This window comes from Sphingomonas sp. LR55 (assembly GCF_036856015.1).
In the GTDB taxonomy this organism is placed as follows: Bacteria; Pseudomonadota; Alphaproteobacteria; order Sphingomonadales; family Sphingomonadaceae; genus Sphingomonas.
Map to the genome: position 1 here is coordinate 1,912,862 of NZ_JASPFO010000001.1, position 16,168 is coordinate 1,929,029.

A 16,168-nucleotide genomic window follows, 5' to 3' on the forward strand; every position below is an offset into this window, starting at 1 on the left:
TATGCTCCGCTGTTCATCGCCGTATCAAGCCTTTTCTGTTGGCAGATCGCAAATACCTGTCCTACAGATCGGGTCTACTCGACAGGTGAACACACCGTCGGATCGCAGGGAAGGATGCCGATGTCGCCACCATGCACGCGTCTCGTACGACCCAGGGATCTTCGCCGATGATCGGCGGCGACCTGAGGCTGATCATTGCCGCGCTATCGGGAATCCTGCTTGCCGTGGTGATGATCGTCCGCGGACGACTACATCCCTTTATCGGCCTGTTGTGCGGCGCCTTCACGGTTGGTTTGCTGGCGGGGCTGCCGCTGCCGGACGTCGCCAAGGCGGTCCAGAAGGGCGTTGGCGACATCATCGGCGGCACCGGTCTGGTGGTCGCGCTGGGGCTGTCATTAGGGGCAATGCTGCATCTGTCCGGCGCCGCCGCGTCGCTTGCGAAGGGCGCGCTGAACCTGACCGGCACCCGCGCTGCGCCATGGGCGACGCTCGGCATCGCGATCGTCATCGGACTGCCGCTGTTCTTCGAGACCGGGCTGGTCCTGCTACTGCCGATCGTCGTTGCGGCTGCGGAGGAAATGTCCGCGATGACCGCGGGAACCAGCGATGCCGCGCGCGATCAGGCCAAGCTGCGGCTGATCATGCCCGCGCTGGCGGGTCTCGGCGTGGTGCATGCGCTGGTGCCACCGCATCCCGGCCCGCTGCTTGCGGTCGAGGCACTCGGCGCGAACCTCGGGCTGACGATGCTCTACGGAATCCTCATCGCGATCCCGACGGCGATCGTCGCCGGACCGTTGCTGGCCAAATTCACCACCCGCGGCGTGCGACTGGCATCGCCGGTGCTGCGCGATACCGGACTGGCGATCGCCACGCCCTCGCGGCTGCTGTCGCTGGTGATCGTGCTGTTGCCGGTCGTGCTGATCGCAACCGGCGAACTGGGTCAGATGATCCCGACGCTGAAGGGCGCGCCCGGCCTGGTCGCGGCGAGCAATCCGGTCGTCGCGCTGCTCCTGACGAACCTGCTCGCGCTGCCGCTGCTGTTCGGACGGCGGCTGCGCGAGGCGGCGATCCAGGATGCGGTGTGGCACGAGACGATGGGCGCGGCGGGCGCGATCCTGCTCGCGATCGGTGCCGGCGGTGCGCTGAAACAGGTGCTGGTGACCGCCGGCCTGTCCGACCTGCTCGCGCGGACGGTGATGATGTACGCGATCTCGCCGTTGCTGCTCGGCTGGCTGGTGGCGGTCGCGATCCGGCTCGCTGCGGGCTCGGCGACGGTGGCCACGATCACCGCGGTCGGCATCATGCCCGGCGTCGTCGCCAGCTCGGGGGTATCGCCCGAGCTGGTCGTGCTGGCGATCGGCGCCGGGTCGGTATTTTTCAGCCACGTCAACGATCCGGGCTTCTGGCTGGTCAAGAGCTATGTCGGGACCAGTACCGCGGACACGTTCCGCACCTGGTCGCTGCTCGAGACCGCGATCTCGGTGGTCAGCCTCGCGCTGGTGATGGCGCTGAGCTATGTCGTCTGACGATGCCGGGATCAGGGTATATGCCACTGCAGGAAATGCGGTCGTGACCGAATTACGGCTCGCGGATCGCGCCTATACGGCGATCGTCCGGATCATCACCGACGACAAGCTTGCGGTCGGCGATCGGCTGCCCTCCGAAGCACAGCTTGCGGCGACCTTCGGGATGTCACGGACGATCGTCCGCGAGGCGCTGGCCCGGCTGGCGTCGGACGGAATCACCCAGGCGCGGCGCGGTGCGGGGTCGTACGTCAAGCGCCGCCCATCAGAACGGCTCGGCACACACATGCCGATGGACGCGCTGGCGACGACACTCGGCACCTATGAAGTGCGGTTCGTGCTGGAAGCCGAGGCCGCGCGGCTCGCCGCATCGCGCCGATCGCATCATCAGCTCGAGGCGATCGAACGCGCCCTGGAGGCGTTGCGCAGCGCATTGCTGTCGAACGCGCCCGCGCATGACGAGGACTGGGTCCTGCACCGCGCGATCGTCGAGGCGACCGCCAACGCCGCGTTCCTGCTGGTGTTCGACCATCTCCACGAGGAGGTGATGCGGATCCTGCGTGCCGGCGTCGATATTTCCCGCTCGCGCCCGCCCGAGGTCATCGGGGCGATGATGGACGAGCATGACGCGATCGTCGAGGCGATCCGTGCGGAAGATGCGGACGGCGCCGCGCTCGCGATGCGCTGGCATTTGTCACAGGGGCGCAAGCGGCTGATGCCGTGATGCGGTACCTGTCGGTTCGTTCGGTGCGCAGGTCAGCCGCGCCGTTGCTCCTGCAGGGGCGTCGTGATCCCTAGCCAGGCCAGCACCTCTGTCGCCAGCGCATCCGGCGTCCGGCTCGCATCGAGGATCAGCGCGTTTTCATCCGCTGCCGGCCGCTCGAGCGTAGCGAGTTGGCTGTCGAGCAGGCTTGCCGGCATATAATGTCCAGACCGCGCGGCAAGCCGACGCGCGATCTCGGCGGGCATCGTATCGAGCAGCACGAATGACAGCGGCACGGCAGAGGTCGCTGACAGACGCTCGCGGTAACTGCGTTTCAGGGCGGAACAGGCGGCCACCGCGAGGCCACTCTGCTCGGTCCGAGCCCCCAGCGCAGCATCGCCGAGCGCAGCCCCGAGGCGGTCGAGCCACGGCCAGCGGTCGGCATCGTCGAGCGGGTGCCCCGACTGCATCTTGGCAATACTTGCCGGCGTGTGGAACATATCGCCTTCGAGCAGCGGGCAATGAAGCCTCTCCGCCAAATACGCCGCCAGCGTCGACTTACCGCTGCCGCTGACGCCCATGACGACAATGCCCCTGCCAAGAATGCCCCTGCCAAGGCCGTCATGCGGATTTCCGGAAGTATCTCGCTCTGCTTGCACCACGCGCCCTCGTCGACTGTCCCGCTACGACGCTATCGGACGGCGCAACGGGCTTGGCCATTACGACCTTTGTCGCAGTCGTCCTAGCCGACGCGACCGCCTATCGGGCATGATGTGCCGAAACTTCACGCGCACGCCGAAAGGGACCGATGATGACGGCCAGACCTGCGATCATGCCCTTTCCGCCGCTCATGGCCCTGCCGCGTGTGGCAGCGGCGCTGCTGCTCGCGAGCGTTTCCACAAGCGCCCTCGCCGTGCCGTCGCGATCGGTCTACGCGACCGCCCCCAGCGATCCGCGCGCGATCACCGTCGTCGCCCGCGGCGACGGAGTCACCGATGACGGCCCGGCGATCCAGCGCGCGATCGATGCCGCCGCGGCGACGACCAAGGGCAGCGGCGCCGGCGGCCTCGTCTTCCTTCCCGCCGGGCGTTACCGGATCACCCGCACCCTGTATCTGCGTCCCGGCGTCCGCCTGTTCGGGGTCGGCAAGACGCGTCCGGTGCTCATGCTGGCCAGCGCGACGCCCGGTTTCCAGCGTGGCGTGGGCAGCATGGTCATGTTCACCGGCAACTTGCCGCCACCGCCGGGCGCGCGCCCTGCCCCACCCGTGGCGGTCCCGCCACCGACCAGCGTTCCGTTCGCGCCCGATATCGCAGATGCGAATTCGGGCACGTTCTATTCGGCGCTGTCCAATATCGACTTCATGATCGGCGACGGCAATCCCGCTGCCACCGCGGTCCGCGCGCATGCGGCACAGCATGCGTTTCTGAGCCATATCGATTTCCACCTCGGCTCGGCGCTCGCGGGGATCTACCAGGTCGGAAATCTCGGCCAGGACCTGCGCTTTTATGGCGGGCGGTACGGGATCCTGACCGAAAAGACCTCCCCCGCCTGGCAGTACACGCTGCTCGACTCGGTCTTCGATGGCCAGCGCGACGCCGGTATCCGCGAACACGAAGCGGGGCTCACTCTGGTCAACACGGTGTTCCGCAACACGCCCGTCGGGGTCGAGATCGACCGCGGCTATGGCGACTGGCTGTGGGGCAAGGACGTCCGGTTCGATGGCGTGACCAAGGCGGGGATCATCATAAGCAACGAAGGCAGCGCCTATACGCAGATCGGTTTCGACAATGCCGTGGCCAACGCGACACCAGTGTTCGCGCAGTTTCGCGTCAGCGGTCGGACATTGGCAGGCCCGACGGCGCGATACCGGGTCGGCGAATTCACCGCCGGACTGACCCTGCCCGCACTGGGTACCACGGGGCGTTTTGCGACACGGTTCGATCCGAAGCCGCTGTCCTCGCCTGCGCCGTCGCGCAAACCGGCCATCCGTGCATTGCCGCCGGTCTCGGCCTGGACGAGCGTCAAGGATCTCGGTGCCCGCGGTGACGATGCCAGCGACGATACCGCGGCGCTGCAGCGCGCGATCGATACGCACCGCGTGCTGTATTTCCCCGCCGGCTTCTACCGCGTCACCGATACGTTGAAGCTACGCGCCGACACTGTCCTGATCGGCCTCCACCCCAGCCTGACGCAGATCGTGCTCGCGGAGGACAGCCCCGCCTATCGCGGCGTCGGTAGCGCCCGTGCCTTGATCGAAAGTGCGAAAGGCGGCGCGGCGATCGTTTCCGGGCTCGGGCTGTCGACCGGTGGACGCAATCCGCGCGCGACGGCCTTGCTGTGGCGCGCCGGCGAACAATCGCTGGTCGACGACGTCAAGTTCGGCGGCGGGCATGGCAGCTTTCGCGCCGACGGCACGCGCTTCGATCCCTACAACGCGACGCATACCGCCGACCTCGATCCGGCCAAGCGCTGGGACGGGCAATATGCGAGCCTGTGGGTGACGGATGGCGGCGGCGGCACGTTCAATGGCGTGTGGACGCCGAACACCTACGCGCAGGCCGGGCTCCACGTCTCGAACACGAGCACGCCGGGCTATGTGTACCAGATGTCGGCCGAGCATCACCGGCGGGCGGAGATCGTCCTCGACGGCGTCCGCAACTGGCAGTTCCTCGCCCCGCAGACCGAGGAGGAAGCCGGTGAAAGCCGCGCCGCGGTCGCGCTGGAGGTGCGCAATTCGCGCGACATCCTGTTCGCCAACCTCCATGCCTACCGCGTGACGCGGTCGCTCGAACCGGCACCCGCGGCGGTGACTCTGTACGGATCGACCGACATTCGTTTCCGCAATGTCCATGTGAACGCCGAAAGCGGCTTCTCGACGTGCGACGCGAACGGCTGCGGGACCTATCTGCGTGCGAGCAAATATCCGTACGAGAATGCGATCGTCGACATCACGCAGGGTCGCGTGATGCGCGAACGCGAGTTTGCCGTGCTCGACGTCACGACCGCACCAATCCCCGCCGCCGCGTCGCCCTTGGCAGACGTCCGCAAGGTTGCGGACGGCTTCTACTCGCTGGGCGGCGGCGCGGTCGATGCGAAAGGCAAGCTGTACTTCGTCGATCGCCAGTTCCACCGGATCCATGGCTGGTCCGAGACGGAGGGTCTGTCGATCGTCGCGGATGCGCCGCTCGATCCCGTCAATCTCGCGGTGGACCGTTCGGGGGGCTTGCTGGTGCTGTCCTCGGCGGGCCCGGCCGCGACGGTATACGGCCTCCGACCCGAGGCTCCGCAGGCGATCAAGGTCATCACGCCGACGCCGGTCGGGCCCCACGCCAACGCGCGGGTCGTGCTCCCAGGGAGCGTATGGAACAATGGCGAGTTCCGCGATCAATATGACGCGACGCGCGATCACTTCACGACCCTGGCGGAGATGTTTGCGCGCGATGTCGGGGTCGCCAAGCCGCTCGAATACGTATCGGCCGATGGCAGCCTCGCCCTGCCCGCCTACCGGGTCTGGCAACAGGGACCGGCCGATCATCTTGGCTGGCGCTTTTCCGATACGCTCGACACCTACGGGCTGGTCACGGGACGCGTCGGCGAGCGTCTGTACCTGGTCAACGGATCGGAGGATCGAACCTATAGCGGGCTGCTTGGGAGCGGCGGCGCGATCACCGACCTGAGACCGTTCGCCTCGCGTGGCGGCGAAAGCGTCGCGGCAGGGCCGGACGGTCGCGTCTACGTCGCCAATGGTCAGGTCTTCGTCTACGCGGCGGACGGCCGCGAGCAGGGACGGATCGACGTGCCCGACCGCCCGCTGCAATTGCTGTTCGGCGGCGAGGACGGCCGCACGCTGTTCATCCTGACGCATCACGCGCTCTATACCGCCCGCCCCTGAGCCCCGCCCTTCCCTCGCGACCCTGTGCTCCGTCGATAGGGCGCAGATTGCGACCTTGGTCGTAGATGCCGCGCCGGTCACGATGCGGTAGACCCCGGTAGACACGATGGACTGACAAGCCGGATCACCGGCACGTACCGTGGGCACAGGGGATGGATCGATGACAATGGCGACGCGCGACCGACTATCGTTTGGACGATTTGATGGTATCGCTACCAGCCTGGTCGCGCTGGCGACCGTGCTGGCCTGTACGCCTGTATCGGCCCAGACCGTCGCACCGCCGCCTGCCCCGGTCAGTGACCAGGCCGAGCCGACACTCGATCCGGTTGCGCCGCAAGCCTCCCCCGCCAGCCCCGCCGGTGACGCGCAGGCCCCCGCCTCGGTTAACGACATCGTCGTCACCGGCACGCGCATCACGTCGAGCGGCTTCAACGCGCCGACGCCGACGACGGTGATCGGCGAGGAGCAGATCCTCAAGAACGCGCAACCCAACATCTTCACGACGGTGGCGCAATTGCCCTCGCTGCAGGGCTCGACCGGTGCCACCACGGGCACCTTCAGCACATCGAGCGGATCGCAGGGGTTGAGTTCGTTCTCGTTGCGCGGCCTCGGCACGATCCGCACGCTGACGCTGCTCGACGGCCAGCGCGTCGTCGGCGCCAACGTCACCGGCGTTCCCGACATCAGCCAGTTCCCCCAATTGCTGATCAAGCGCGTCGACATCGTCACTGGCGGCGCCTCGGCATCCTATGGCTCGGACGCGGTCGGCGGCGTGATCAACTTCATCACCGACACCAAGTTCACCGGGTTCAAGGCCAACGTCCAGACCGGCGTGACCACCTACGGCGATGACGGCCAGGTGCTGTTCCAGGCCGCGGTCGGCAAGAGCTTCGCCAACGACAAGCTCCACGTCATCCTGAGCGGGGAATATTCGAAGGAGCAGGGCGTCGGCCCCGGCAATTTCGGCGAGGATCTCGCCGGCAGCCGCGACTGGTACCGCGCGACGACCTTGGTCGACACCGGCATCCGCAACAACGGCTCGCCGCAGCTCCTCTACCGCGACCACGGCCAGGCCTATCAATACACCAAATACGGGCTGATCAGCGCCGGGCCGCTGCAAGGCACCGCGTTCGACGTCAACGGCCAGCCGTTCGCGTTCAATTACGGCTCGAACGGCGTGCCGGCGAAGAACGCGGCGGGCAACGTCACCGGCTGCTATGTCGGCTTCTGCGTCGGCGGCGACCAGTCGGGGCATGTCGGATCGGGCACGTCGCTGCAATCCGCGATCCAGCGCCTCAACGGCTATACGCGCATCAGCTACGACGTCGCGCCCGACATGGAGGTCTACATGACCGCCAACGTCGCGCAGGTGAAGACGCACAACCAGCCCAATCCTGGCGCATCCAAGACCGGGCTGACCATCCAGTGCGCCAACCCGTATCTGCCCGCGTCGATCTCGGCAGCCTGTGCGGCGAACGGCATCACCAATTTCCAGTACGGCCTCAGCAACGCGATCCTGCCGAACATCCAGGTCAACACCGATCGTCGCCAATATCGCTTCGTCGGGGGCCTGAAGGGCAAGTCCGATCTGCTGGGTACCAGCTGGACCTATGACGCATCGTACGAGCACGGCATCAATATCACCGACATCAACGTCGACAATGTCAGCCTGACCGGACGCTACAACCAGGCGATCAACGCGACGCGGATCAACGGCCAGATCGTCTGCGCCGATGCGGCCGCGCGCGCCGCCGGGTGTCAGCCGATCAACATCTTCGGCGGCACCACGCCGTCGGCGGCGGCGCTGGCGTACATCACGCCGGCCGCGGGACCGTTCCAGCATACCAAGCAGACCCAGGATGCCGCCGCGGGCAGCATCTCGGGCGAGCCGATCACCTTGTGGGCAGGTCCGCTCGCGCTGGCGGCAGGTATCGAATGGCGCCGTGAGTTCTACCGCGTCAACGCAGATCCGTATGGCGCGGGCGTTTCCGACGTCAGTCCGAATTCGACGCTGTATCCGTCCGATCCGAACCTCAATTCGACGATCGGCAGCAATTGGTACGCGGGCAATTACAAGAACGGGACGGGCAAATACACGGTTCTCGAGAGCTTCCTCGAGATGAACCTGCCGATCCTCGATTCCAAGACGCTGGGCCGGGCGAACGTCAACGCCGCGGGACGCGCCACGCGCTATTCGACCTCGGGCGTGGTCTATGCCTGGAAGGTCGGCGGCACGTGGGAGACGCCGCTCGACGGCTTCCGCCTGCGCGCGGTGACGTCGCGTGACGTTCGCGCACCGAACCTGTCGGAGCTGTTCGCCGCGCCGACCACCACGACCGTCCCCAACTTCACCGACCCGTTCCGCAACACGCAGGTGCTGATCATCCAGAACACGATCGGCAATTCGGCGCTCCGCCCCGAGATCGCGCGCAGCACCGAGGCGGGCATCGTCCTGTCGCGGCCGACATGGTTGCCTGGGCTCAGCCTGTCGTTCGACTATTACACGATCAAGCTGAAGGACGTCGTCTCCAGCCTGACCGCGGCGCAGATCGTCAATCTTTGCTTCCAGGGCAATACGGACACCTGCAGCGCGTTCAATCTTCAGAACACCGCCGGGCCGAACTTCGTCAACGTGCAGTCCTTCAACCTAGCGTCGATCAAGACCAACGGCTTCGACATCGAGGGCAGCTATCAGTGGCGCAAGCCGCTCGGGATCGACGGCAATTTCACGGTCCGGGCGCTTGCCACCCACGTCATGAAGTACGTAACCGATCCCGGCCTGCCCGGTACCATTCCCGTGGATACGGCGGGTGCCAATTCGGGTGCGACCCCCGACTGGAAATGGCTCGCGACCGAAAGCTACGACAATGATCAGTTCAGTCTCACGCTGCAGCAGCGCTGGTTCAGCGATGGCGTGATCGGCCATCAATATGTCGTCTGCCAGCCCGGCAACTGCCCGGTATCGACCGCGAACAACCCGACGATCGACTATAATAAGATGAAGGGCGCATTCTATTTCGACGTCGGCGGCGCGCTGAACGTCACCAAGCAGGTCAGCATGTTCTTCAAGGTCGACAATCTGTTCGATCACGATCCCGAACCGTCGCCACAGACCAATACGGGGCTCGACGTGAACCCGGCATTGTACGACACATTGGGCCGGTTCTACCGGATCGGCGTACGCGCGGTTCTGACGGGTCCGGATCGCCTATCCTTCCAAACGCCGGGACGCTCTTTCATGGATTTTGCACGACGCGATATCATCCTGTCCGCCGCCGCACTGGCGCTCAGTTCGGCGGCGTGCGGCGCAGGGCGGCCCGACCGCAAGCTCGGCTATGCAATCGTCGGGCTCGGCTCGTACGGGCTCGACGTCATCATACCCCAGTTCGCCAATTGCACGCACAGCCGGCTGGCCGCCGTGGTCAGCGGCGATCCCGTCAAGGCGAAGCGGGTCGCCGCCGAGCACGGCCTGCCCGCCAGCGCGGTCTATTCCTACGCCAATTTCGACTCGATCCGAAACAATCCGGATGTCGACATCGTCTATGTCTGCCTGCCCAACGCGCTGCACGCCGAGTACACGATCCGCGCGGCGAAGGCGGGCAAGCACGTGATGTGCGAAAAGCCGATGGCGGTCTCGGTCGCGGAATGCGAGGCGATGATCGCCGCGTGCAAGACCGCGAACCGCAAGCTGATGATCGGCTATCGCTGCCATTTCGAGGCCTATAACCTCGAGGCGATGCGGCTGGCGCATACCGGCGCCGCGGGGAAGATCCGTTATGTCCGGTCCGAGCACGGCTTCGTCCAGCGCGATCCGTCGAAATGGCGGCTGAAACGCGCGCTGTCGGGCGGCGGGTCGCTGATGGACATGGGCATCTACAGCCTCCAGGCGGCGCGCTACATGACCGGCGAGGAACCGATCGCGGTGACCGCACGCGAATCCACCGACCGCCGCGATCCGCGCTTTACCGAGGTCGAGGACATGATCGACTGGACGCTGGAATTCCCCTCGGGCGCAATTGCCGGGTGCCAGTCGATGTACAGCGCCAACCAGAACCACATCCTGTTGATGGGCGACGCCGGCCGGATCGAGCTCGAGCCGGCAACGCGCTATGACGGCAACCAGATGTGGGTCGGCAAGGACGGCCGCGAGCGCGCGGTCACGCCGCCGCCCGGCCCCGGCAAGACGCAGTTCGCAGGGCAACTCGATCACCTCGTCGACTGCGTCCGCACCGGGCGCGAACCGATCGTGTCGGGCGAAGAGGGCCTGCGCGACATGCGCATCGTCGAGGCGATCTACCGTTCCGCGCGCGAAGGGCGGACCATCCGCCTGGACGGTCGCGCATGATCGCGCGTCTGGTGGCCGTTGCCCTCGCGCTCGTGTCGGTTGCTGCAACGGCGCAGACCACGGATCCCACCGCCTTCGCTTCGGGTGCCGACGTGACGGCGCAGGTCGCGGCGATGGCGAAGGCAATGAAGCCTGGACAGGGCTTTGCGTGGCAGCCCTTGGTGCGCGACGGCGAAACGGTGGCCGCGCTCGAATATTGGAAGACGCCGGGACGCCCTGCCGTGCATCCGGACCAGGCCGAATACGCGATCGTCATCGCCGGTGCCGGGACGCTGATATCGGGTGGCACGCTAGAGGCAGCAAAATCCGTCAAGCCCGACCTCACCGAAGGCGACCGCATCGTCGGCGGCACCACGCGCACGTTGAAGCCGGGCGACGTCATGCTGATCCCGGCGGGCGTGCCGCACTGGTTCGGCATCACCGGCGGCCGCCTCGTCCTGCTCGGCACGAAGCTGCCCGTGCGGCGGTGAGGGACCTTCTAATCCTCCCCCGCCAGGGGGAGGTGGCAGGCGCAGCCTGACGGAGGGGGCGGTAAGGAATGGCTTCGGTTGCGTAGGCCTCCCCCTCCGCCGCTTCGCCCCCCCGCCACGGGAAAAATTCAGGGATCAAGGTCACCCCTGCCAACCAGGCCGCAGCGGCACGCGCAGGACGCGGTCGTTCGCAGTCAGGTACAGCGCCCTCCCCCGCTCGCCGAACGCGCAGTTCGCGATCGGCGCCCCGGTCGAGATCAGCCCCAACGGTTCGGCCTCGGGCGTGAGGATCATCATCCCGCCCGGCACCGAACAGACCAGCGTACCGTCGCGCGCCACCTTCATGCCATCGGGCAGCCCTACGCCACCGCGCGCCTGCATCGGCCTGGCATCGAGCCAGACGTGCGCGCGTCGTGGTCGCCCGCTGGCGTCGAGATCATAGACCATGATCCGCGGCGCGGTTTCGTCCGATACCGACACGTAGAGCCGCCGTTCGTCGGGTGACAGCGCGATACCGTTGGGGCGCGTCAGGCCGCCGTCGAGCAGTTCGACGCCGCCGCCGCGGGTCCAGCGATAGACACCGTTGATCGTCATCTCCTTGTCCGGCGAGGCGTCGCCGTCGACCAGTCCATAAGGCGGATCGGTGAAGTAGATCGCACCGTCGCGCGCGACGTGCAGGTCGTTCGGGCTGTTGAAGCGCTTGCCGCGATACCGGTCGATCAGCACCTCGCGACGGCGCGTGACCAGGTCGACGCGGTCGATCGAGCGGCCGCCGCTGTTCGCGATCAGAAGCTTGCCCGCCCGATCGAGCGCAAGACCATTGGCGCCCGGCTCTCGGACTCGTCTGGGATCGGCTCCACCGGCGCCGGACGGATCGAGGAACGGCGTCGCACGGCCACCCTTGCGCCAGCGCCGGACGATATTGGCCGCGGGATCGGAGAACAATAGATACGCTCCCGAGTCTTGGCCGGCCTCGACCCACAACGGCCCCTCTGCCCAGCGAATCCCGGTGGCGATCGTCTCGATGACCGCGTTCGGCGCGATCATGCGGTCGAGTGCCGGCGACAGACGGACGATCCGCGGGACGACGGCACGCGCCTCCGCAGCGCCAGCCGTCGCGGCGCGCGGAGCCGAGCAGCGCCAGTCCGCCGATCATGACGCTGCGTCGATCCAGCGCGATGCCGTTACGCACTTCGGACGACGAACGACCCTGTCCGGTTGGTTCCCACGTCATGCCGTCATCCTCCGCGTTGCACTTGGTAGCGCTATCGCCCAAGATGCTACGATAAAAGCGAGAGGATCACTGTGTCGATACCGAAATGGGGATACGCCACGGCGTTCGGAGTCAGCGTCGTTCTCGCCAGCCCGGTCTTCGCGGCCACCGCGCGTACGATCGCGGTCGACGTACAGGCACCGACGACGCCGCGCGACCGCATGGCCGAGCTTTCCATCGGCGCCGATTTTCCCGGCACGCTGCAACGCGAGGACAGTCTGGCGCAGCTCGGGCTCGTCCAGAAGGACCTGCGCTTCCGCTACATCCGTTTCCACAACGTCTTTGCGGACCAATTGGGCGTGTACCGCGAGGTGAACGGCAAGCCGGTCTACGACTGGCGCAAGCTTGATCGGCTCTACGACCGGTTGCTCGGCATGGGGCTCAAGCCGTTCGTCGAACTCGGTTTCACGCCCGACGCGATGAAAACGTCCGACCAGACGATCTTCTACTGGAAGGGCAACACCTCGCATCCCCAGCCGGAGAAGTGGACCGCACTGGTCGATGCGTTCACGCGTCACATGATCGACCGCTATGGCGCCAAGGAAGTCCGCAGCTGGTATTTCGAATTCTGGAACGAACCCAATCTCGCCGGCTTCTGGGAAGGCGCCGATCAAGCCGCCTATTTCGACTATTACAAACGCACCGTGCGCGCGATCAAGGCGATCGACCCGGCGTTGCGCGTCGGTGGACCGGCAACCGCAGGCGCTGGCTGGGTGCCCGAATTTCTCGCTTATGCGAAAGCCAATGCGCTCCCGGTCGATTTCGTCAGCACGCATACCTACGGCGTCGAGGGCGGCTTTCTCGACGAGAAGGGCGAAGGCGACAACAAACTGTCGCGCGATCCCGATGCCGTCGTGAAGGACGTCCGCGCCGTGCGCGCGCAGATCGATGCCGCCGGCCGCCCCGGACTGCCGCTGTTCTTCACCGAGTGGAGCACCAGCTACAATCCACGCGATCCGATCCACGACGATTATCTCGGCGCGGCCTATGTGCTCTCCAAGCTGCGGCGCACCGAGGGGCTGGCGCAGGGCATGAGCTACTGGACATTCAGCGACCTGTTCGAGGAACCCGGGCCGCAGGCCAAGCCGTTCGAGGGCGGCTTCGGGCTGATGACGCCGCAGGGTGTGCGCAAAGCGACGTGGTTCGCCTATAAATACCTCGCCGAGCTAGGCGACCGTGAAGTGCCGACCGGCGACGCCCAGAGCATCGCCGCGATCAAGGGGCGGACGATCCAGCTGCTCGCATGGCGCGACGTCCTGCCCGATCAGCCCGTGAGCAATCGCCCGTTCTTCACCAAGGTCCGCGTTCCCGCCGCCGCGGCGCCGCTCGATATCAAGCTCGGCAACCTGAAGCCGGGATCGTACCGCGTCACGGTACGCCGCACCGGCTTTCGCCAGAACGATGCCTATACCGCGTATCTCGAAATGGGCAGGCCCGCGGCGCTGACCGGGGCGCAGCTTGCGCAGTTGCAGGCAGCGACGCGGGATTTGCCGACCACCAGCACGCTTCGGGTCCGCGCCGATGGCAAGGCGACGATCGACCTGCCGATGCGCGATCACGATGTCGTGATGATCGAGCTGACACCGGCCTGAACCGAGCGCGATCCGGCCCAAACAGTCGGACACTTTCGTCGCGTTCGAGGATTGGAGCACCACCCCGCACAGACCACAGGACACCGTCATGCGCATCGATCTTACCGGCAAGACCGCGCTCGTCACCGGCTCTACCGAAGGCATCGGCTTCGGCATCGCGCAAGGGCTCGCACGGGCGGGCGCGACCGTCATCGTCAATGGCCGTACGCAGGCGAAGGTCGACATGGCGGTCGAGAAGATCGGCGGCAATGCGCGCGGGGTGGCCGCAGACCTCGGCAACGCCGACGGTCATGACGTGCTCGTCGCCGCGGTGCCGCACGCCGATATCGTCGTCAGCAACCTCGGCATCTTCCAACCCGCCGACTTTTTCGACGTCGACGACGCGACCTGGGACCGGCACTGGCAGGTCAACGTGATGGCCGGCGTCCGATTGGCCCGTACATACCTGCCGGGCATGGCGGCGAACGGCTGGGGACGCCTCGTATTGCTGTCGTCCGAATCCGCCTTCAACATTCCCGTCGAGATGATCCACTACGGCGTCAGCAAGACCGCCGACGTCGCGCTCGCACGGGGCCTCGCCAAGCGGATGGCAGGCACCGGCGTGACGGTGAATTCGGTGCTACCCGGCCCGACCTTGTCCGAAGGCGTCGAGGCGATGCTCGAGGACGAGCGCGCCAAGACCGGCAAGCCGATCGACGAGGTCGCCGCGACATTCGTCCAGACGCATCGACCAAGCTCGATCATCCGCCGTGCCGCCACGGTCGAGGAGGTCGCGAACATGGTCGTCTATCTGGCCTCCCCGCTTGCCTCCGCCACCACGGGGGCAGCGATGCGCGTCGATGGCGGCGTGATCGACACGCTCTGACACGGCACCGGTGGATCCGTTTCTCGCTGCGCTCGACCGGTTGCCGACCGGCTATAGCGAGGGTCTGTTCGCTGGCCGTCGCTGGGGCGTCACGGTCGATCTTTCGGCGGATCGTCGGCGGTGCTGGGTCTGGGGCGAACACCTGGGCGGCAAGGCACGGATCAGTTTCAACCTTTACAGGTTGGCGGACCGGCCCCTGCTACGCCCCTGCGAGATGCCCGCCGAAACCGTGATCGCCTTCATACTCGGCTACACGCCCGATCCGGTGCGGCTCACGCCACCGCCGTCGCGTGGATAGGCAGGAGTGCCGCACCGATCGTCGCGGCGGCACCCTCCAGCGTGGACACCGAGATGATCGGCACGCCGCTGACATGATCGCCGATGTGCATCGCGCCGAAGTCGATATGCTCGACGAGCGCACGCAGGATGCGGTTCGGCAGCGGGCTTGAGATTACGAACTCGCCCGGATCGATCCACGCCAACCCCCAGTTTATGATTGGCGCGATCTGGCTGGCGGCACGGCGCACCCAGGCATCGACAACGTCCTCGTACCCCGCGACCACCGCCTCGAAATCGACCAGCGAGTGGATATCGCAACCGGCTTCACGCAACGTCATCAACAGGTCGAGCGTCGAGGGGCGTGGCCGGTCGTTGGGATAGAGGCAGCCGATCTCCCCCGCGCTCGCCATCGCGCCGCGCAGGATGCGCCCCTCGACGATGATCCCCGCGCCGATCCCGTGGCCGAGCAGGATCACCACCGCGGTCGAGCAGCGCCGCATCAGCCCACCGACATAATATTCCGCCAGCGCGGCGGTGTTGGCATCGTTCTCGATCCAGATCCGGTGGCCGATATGCTCCTCGAACAGCGTCTTCAGATCGATCCCGCGCCATGCCCCAAGGCTGTCGACGGTCCAGCGCCGGTTCCCCTCGGGCGATAGCGACGACCCGGGCACGCCGATCCCAACCCCGAGCAGCCGCCGTCCGAGCAGGCGGTTCTCTATCGCCATGGCGTGCATCGCCGCCGTCACGCGTGCGGCGAACACACGCGGATCGGGATCGTCGAACGGTTGCGAGCTGTGCGCGATCACCCCGCCCGCATAGTCGACGAGCGCCACCTCCATCAGCCCGCGGTGGAGCATCGCACCGACCGCATAGCCGGCATCGGGCGAGATCCGCAGCGGCACGGCGGGCCGACCGGGCGTCACCGGCTCCGAACTCGGACATTCCTCGATCAGTCCGTGCGCGAGGAGGTTGCTCGACAGCCGCGTCAGCTTCGACGCGCTCATCGCGAGATCGGCGGCGAGCTGCTTGCGCGATCGTGCACCGACCGAGCGCAGGACCTGGATGATCCGCCGCTCGTCATCGTCCAGTCTCAGCTTCGCATAAGCCATCGCCCGCTCCCTTGACGCTGCCGATAGTCGATTAGTTTATTTCGTGAAATTAATTAAAATCGTCATATTCCACGTCCAGCGGCGTGGCAACGAACAGGGTTGGGGACGAAC

Annotated in this window: 10 protein-coding genes and 2 pseudogenes; 9 read left to right on the forward strand and 3 right to left on the reverse strand. The window is 66.4% G+C overall.

Annotated features, from left to right (window positions below):
* Positions 1-167: 167 nt before the first annotated feature.
* Complete coding sequence (locus QP181_RS09055) at positions 168-1,526, forward strand: GntP family permease (protein WP_333928322.1); 1,359 nt, start codon at positions 168-170, stop codon at positions 1,524-1,526.
* A gap of 43 nt (positions 1,527-1,569) precedes the next feature.
* Positions 1,570-2,247 (forward strand): FadR/GntR family transcriptional regulator, encoded by a 678-nt coding sequence (locus QP181_RS09060; protein ID WP_132741607.1) that lies wholly within the window; start codon positions 1,570-1,572, stop codon positions 2,245-2,247.
* A gap of 32 nt (positions 2,248-2,279) precedes the next feature.
* Here the strand turns inward: QP181_RS09060 and QP181_RS09065 are convergent, their stop codons facing one another.
* The gene (locus QP181_RS09065; protein WP_333928323.1) at positions 2,280-2,807 is read right to left on the reverse strand and encodes a gluconokinase; all 528 of its coding nucleotides are present in this window, start codon (positions 2,805-2,807) and stop codon (positions 2,280-2,282) included.
* A 230-nt stretch (positions 2,808-3,037) separates the two neighbouring features.
* On the opposite strand from QP181_RS09065, the gene QP181_RS09070 reads away from it, so the two are divergent.
* From QP181_RS09070 to QP181_RS09085, 4 genes and pseudogenes are all read left to right on the forward strand, one after another.
* Positions 3,038-6,121 carry a glycosyl hydrolase family 28-related protein gene (locus QP181_RS09070; RefSeq protein WP_443027532.1) on the forward strand — a complete coding sequence of 1,028 codons (3,084 nt, stop codon included), beginning with the start codon at positions 3,038-3,040 and terminating at the stop codon, positions 6,119-6,121.
* 166 nt (positions 6,122-6,287) lie between these two features.
* Positions 6,288-9,305 (forward strand): annotated as a pseudogene (locus tag QP181_RS09075) (TonB-dependent receptor domain-containing protein); the annotation flags it as partial.
* A 159-nt stretch (positions 9,306-9,464) separates the two neighbouring features.
* Positions 9,465-10,466 (forward strand): annotated as a pseudogene (locus QP181_RS09080) (Gfo/Idh/MocA family protein); the annotation flags it as partial.
* Positions 10,463-10,936 carry a cupin domain-containing protein gene (locus QP181_RS09085; protein WP_333928324.1) on the forward strand — a complete coding sequence of 158 codons (474 nt, stop codon included), beginning with the start codon at positions 10,463-10,465 and terminating at the stop codon, positions 10,934-10,936. The pseudogene QP181_RS09080 and the gene QP181_RS09085, both read left to right, overlap by 4 nt.
* Positions 10,937-11,077: 141 nt before the next feature.
* Here QP181_RS09085 and QP181_RS09090 read toward each other — a convergent pair whose 3' ends face one another.
* The gene (locus QP181_RS09090; protein ID WP_333928325.1) at positions 11,078-11,983 is read right to left on the reverse strand and encodes an SMP-30/gluconolactonase/LRE family protein; all 906 of its coding nucleotides are present in this window, start codon (positions 11,981-11,983) and stop codon (positions 11,078-11,080) included.
* Positions 11,984-12,241: 258 nt separating this feature from the next.
* On the opposite strand from QP181_RS09090, the gene QP181_RS09095 reads away from it, so the two are divergent.
* The 3 genes from QP181_RS09095 (at position 12,242) to QP181_RS09105 (ending at position 14,964) form a co-directional block, all read left to right on the forward strand.
* Positions 12,242-13,801, forward strand: coding sequence for a GH39 family glycosyl hydrolase (locus QP181_RS09095; RefSeq protein ID WP_333928326.1), 1,560 nt, complete (start codon positions 12,242-12,244; stop codon positions 13,799-13,801).
* 88 nt (positions 13,802-13,889) lie between these two features.
* Positions 13,890-14,666 carry an SDR family NAD(P)-dependent oxidoreductase gene (locus tag QP181_RS09100; RefSeq protein WP_332754458.1) on the forward strand — a complete coding sequence of 259 codons (777 nt, stop codon included), beginning with the start codon at positions 13,890-13,892 and terminating at the stop codon, positions 14,664-14,666.
* A gap of 10 nt (positions 14,667-14,676) precedes the next feature.
* A complete protein-coding gene (locus tag QP181_RS09105; protein WP_333928327.1) occupies positions 14,677-14,964 on the forward strand; it encodes a hypothetical protein in 288 nt (95 codons plus the stop codon).
* On the opposite strand, the gene QP181_RS09110 is transcribed toward QP181_RS09105, so the two are convergent.
* The gene (locus tag QP181_RS09110; RefSeq protein ID WP_333928328.1) at positions 14,939-16,057 is read right to left on the reverse strand and encodes an ROK family transcriptional regulator; all 1,119 of its coding nucleotides are present in this window, start codon (positions 16,055-16,057) and stop codon (positions 14,939-14,941) included. The genes QP181_RS09105 and QP181_RS09110 overlap by 26 nt on opposite strands.
* Positions 16,058-16,168 lie beyond the last annotated feature (111 nt).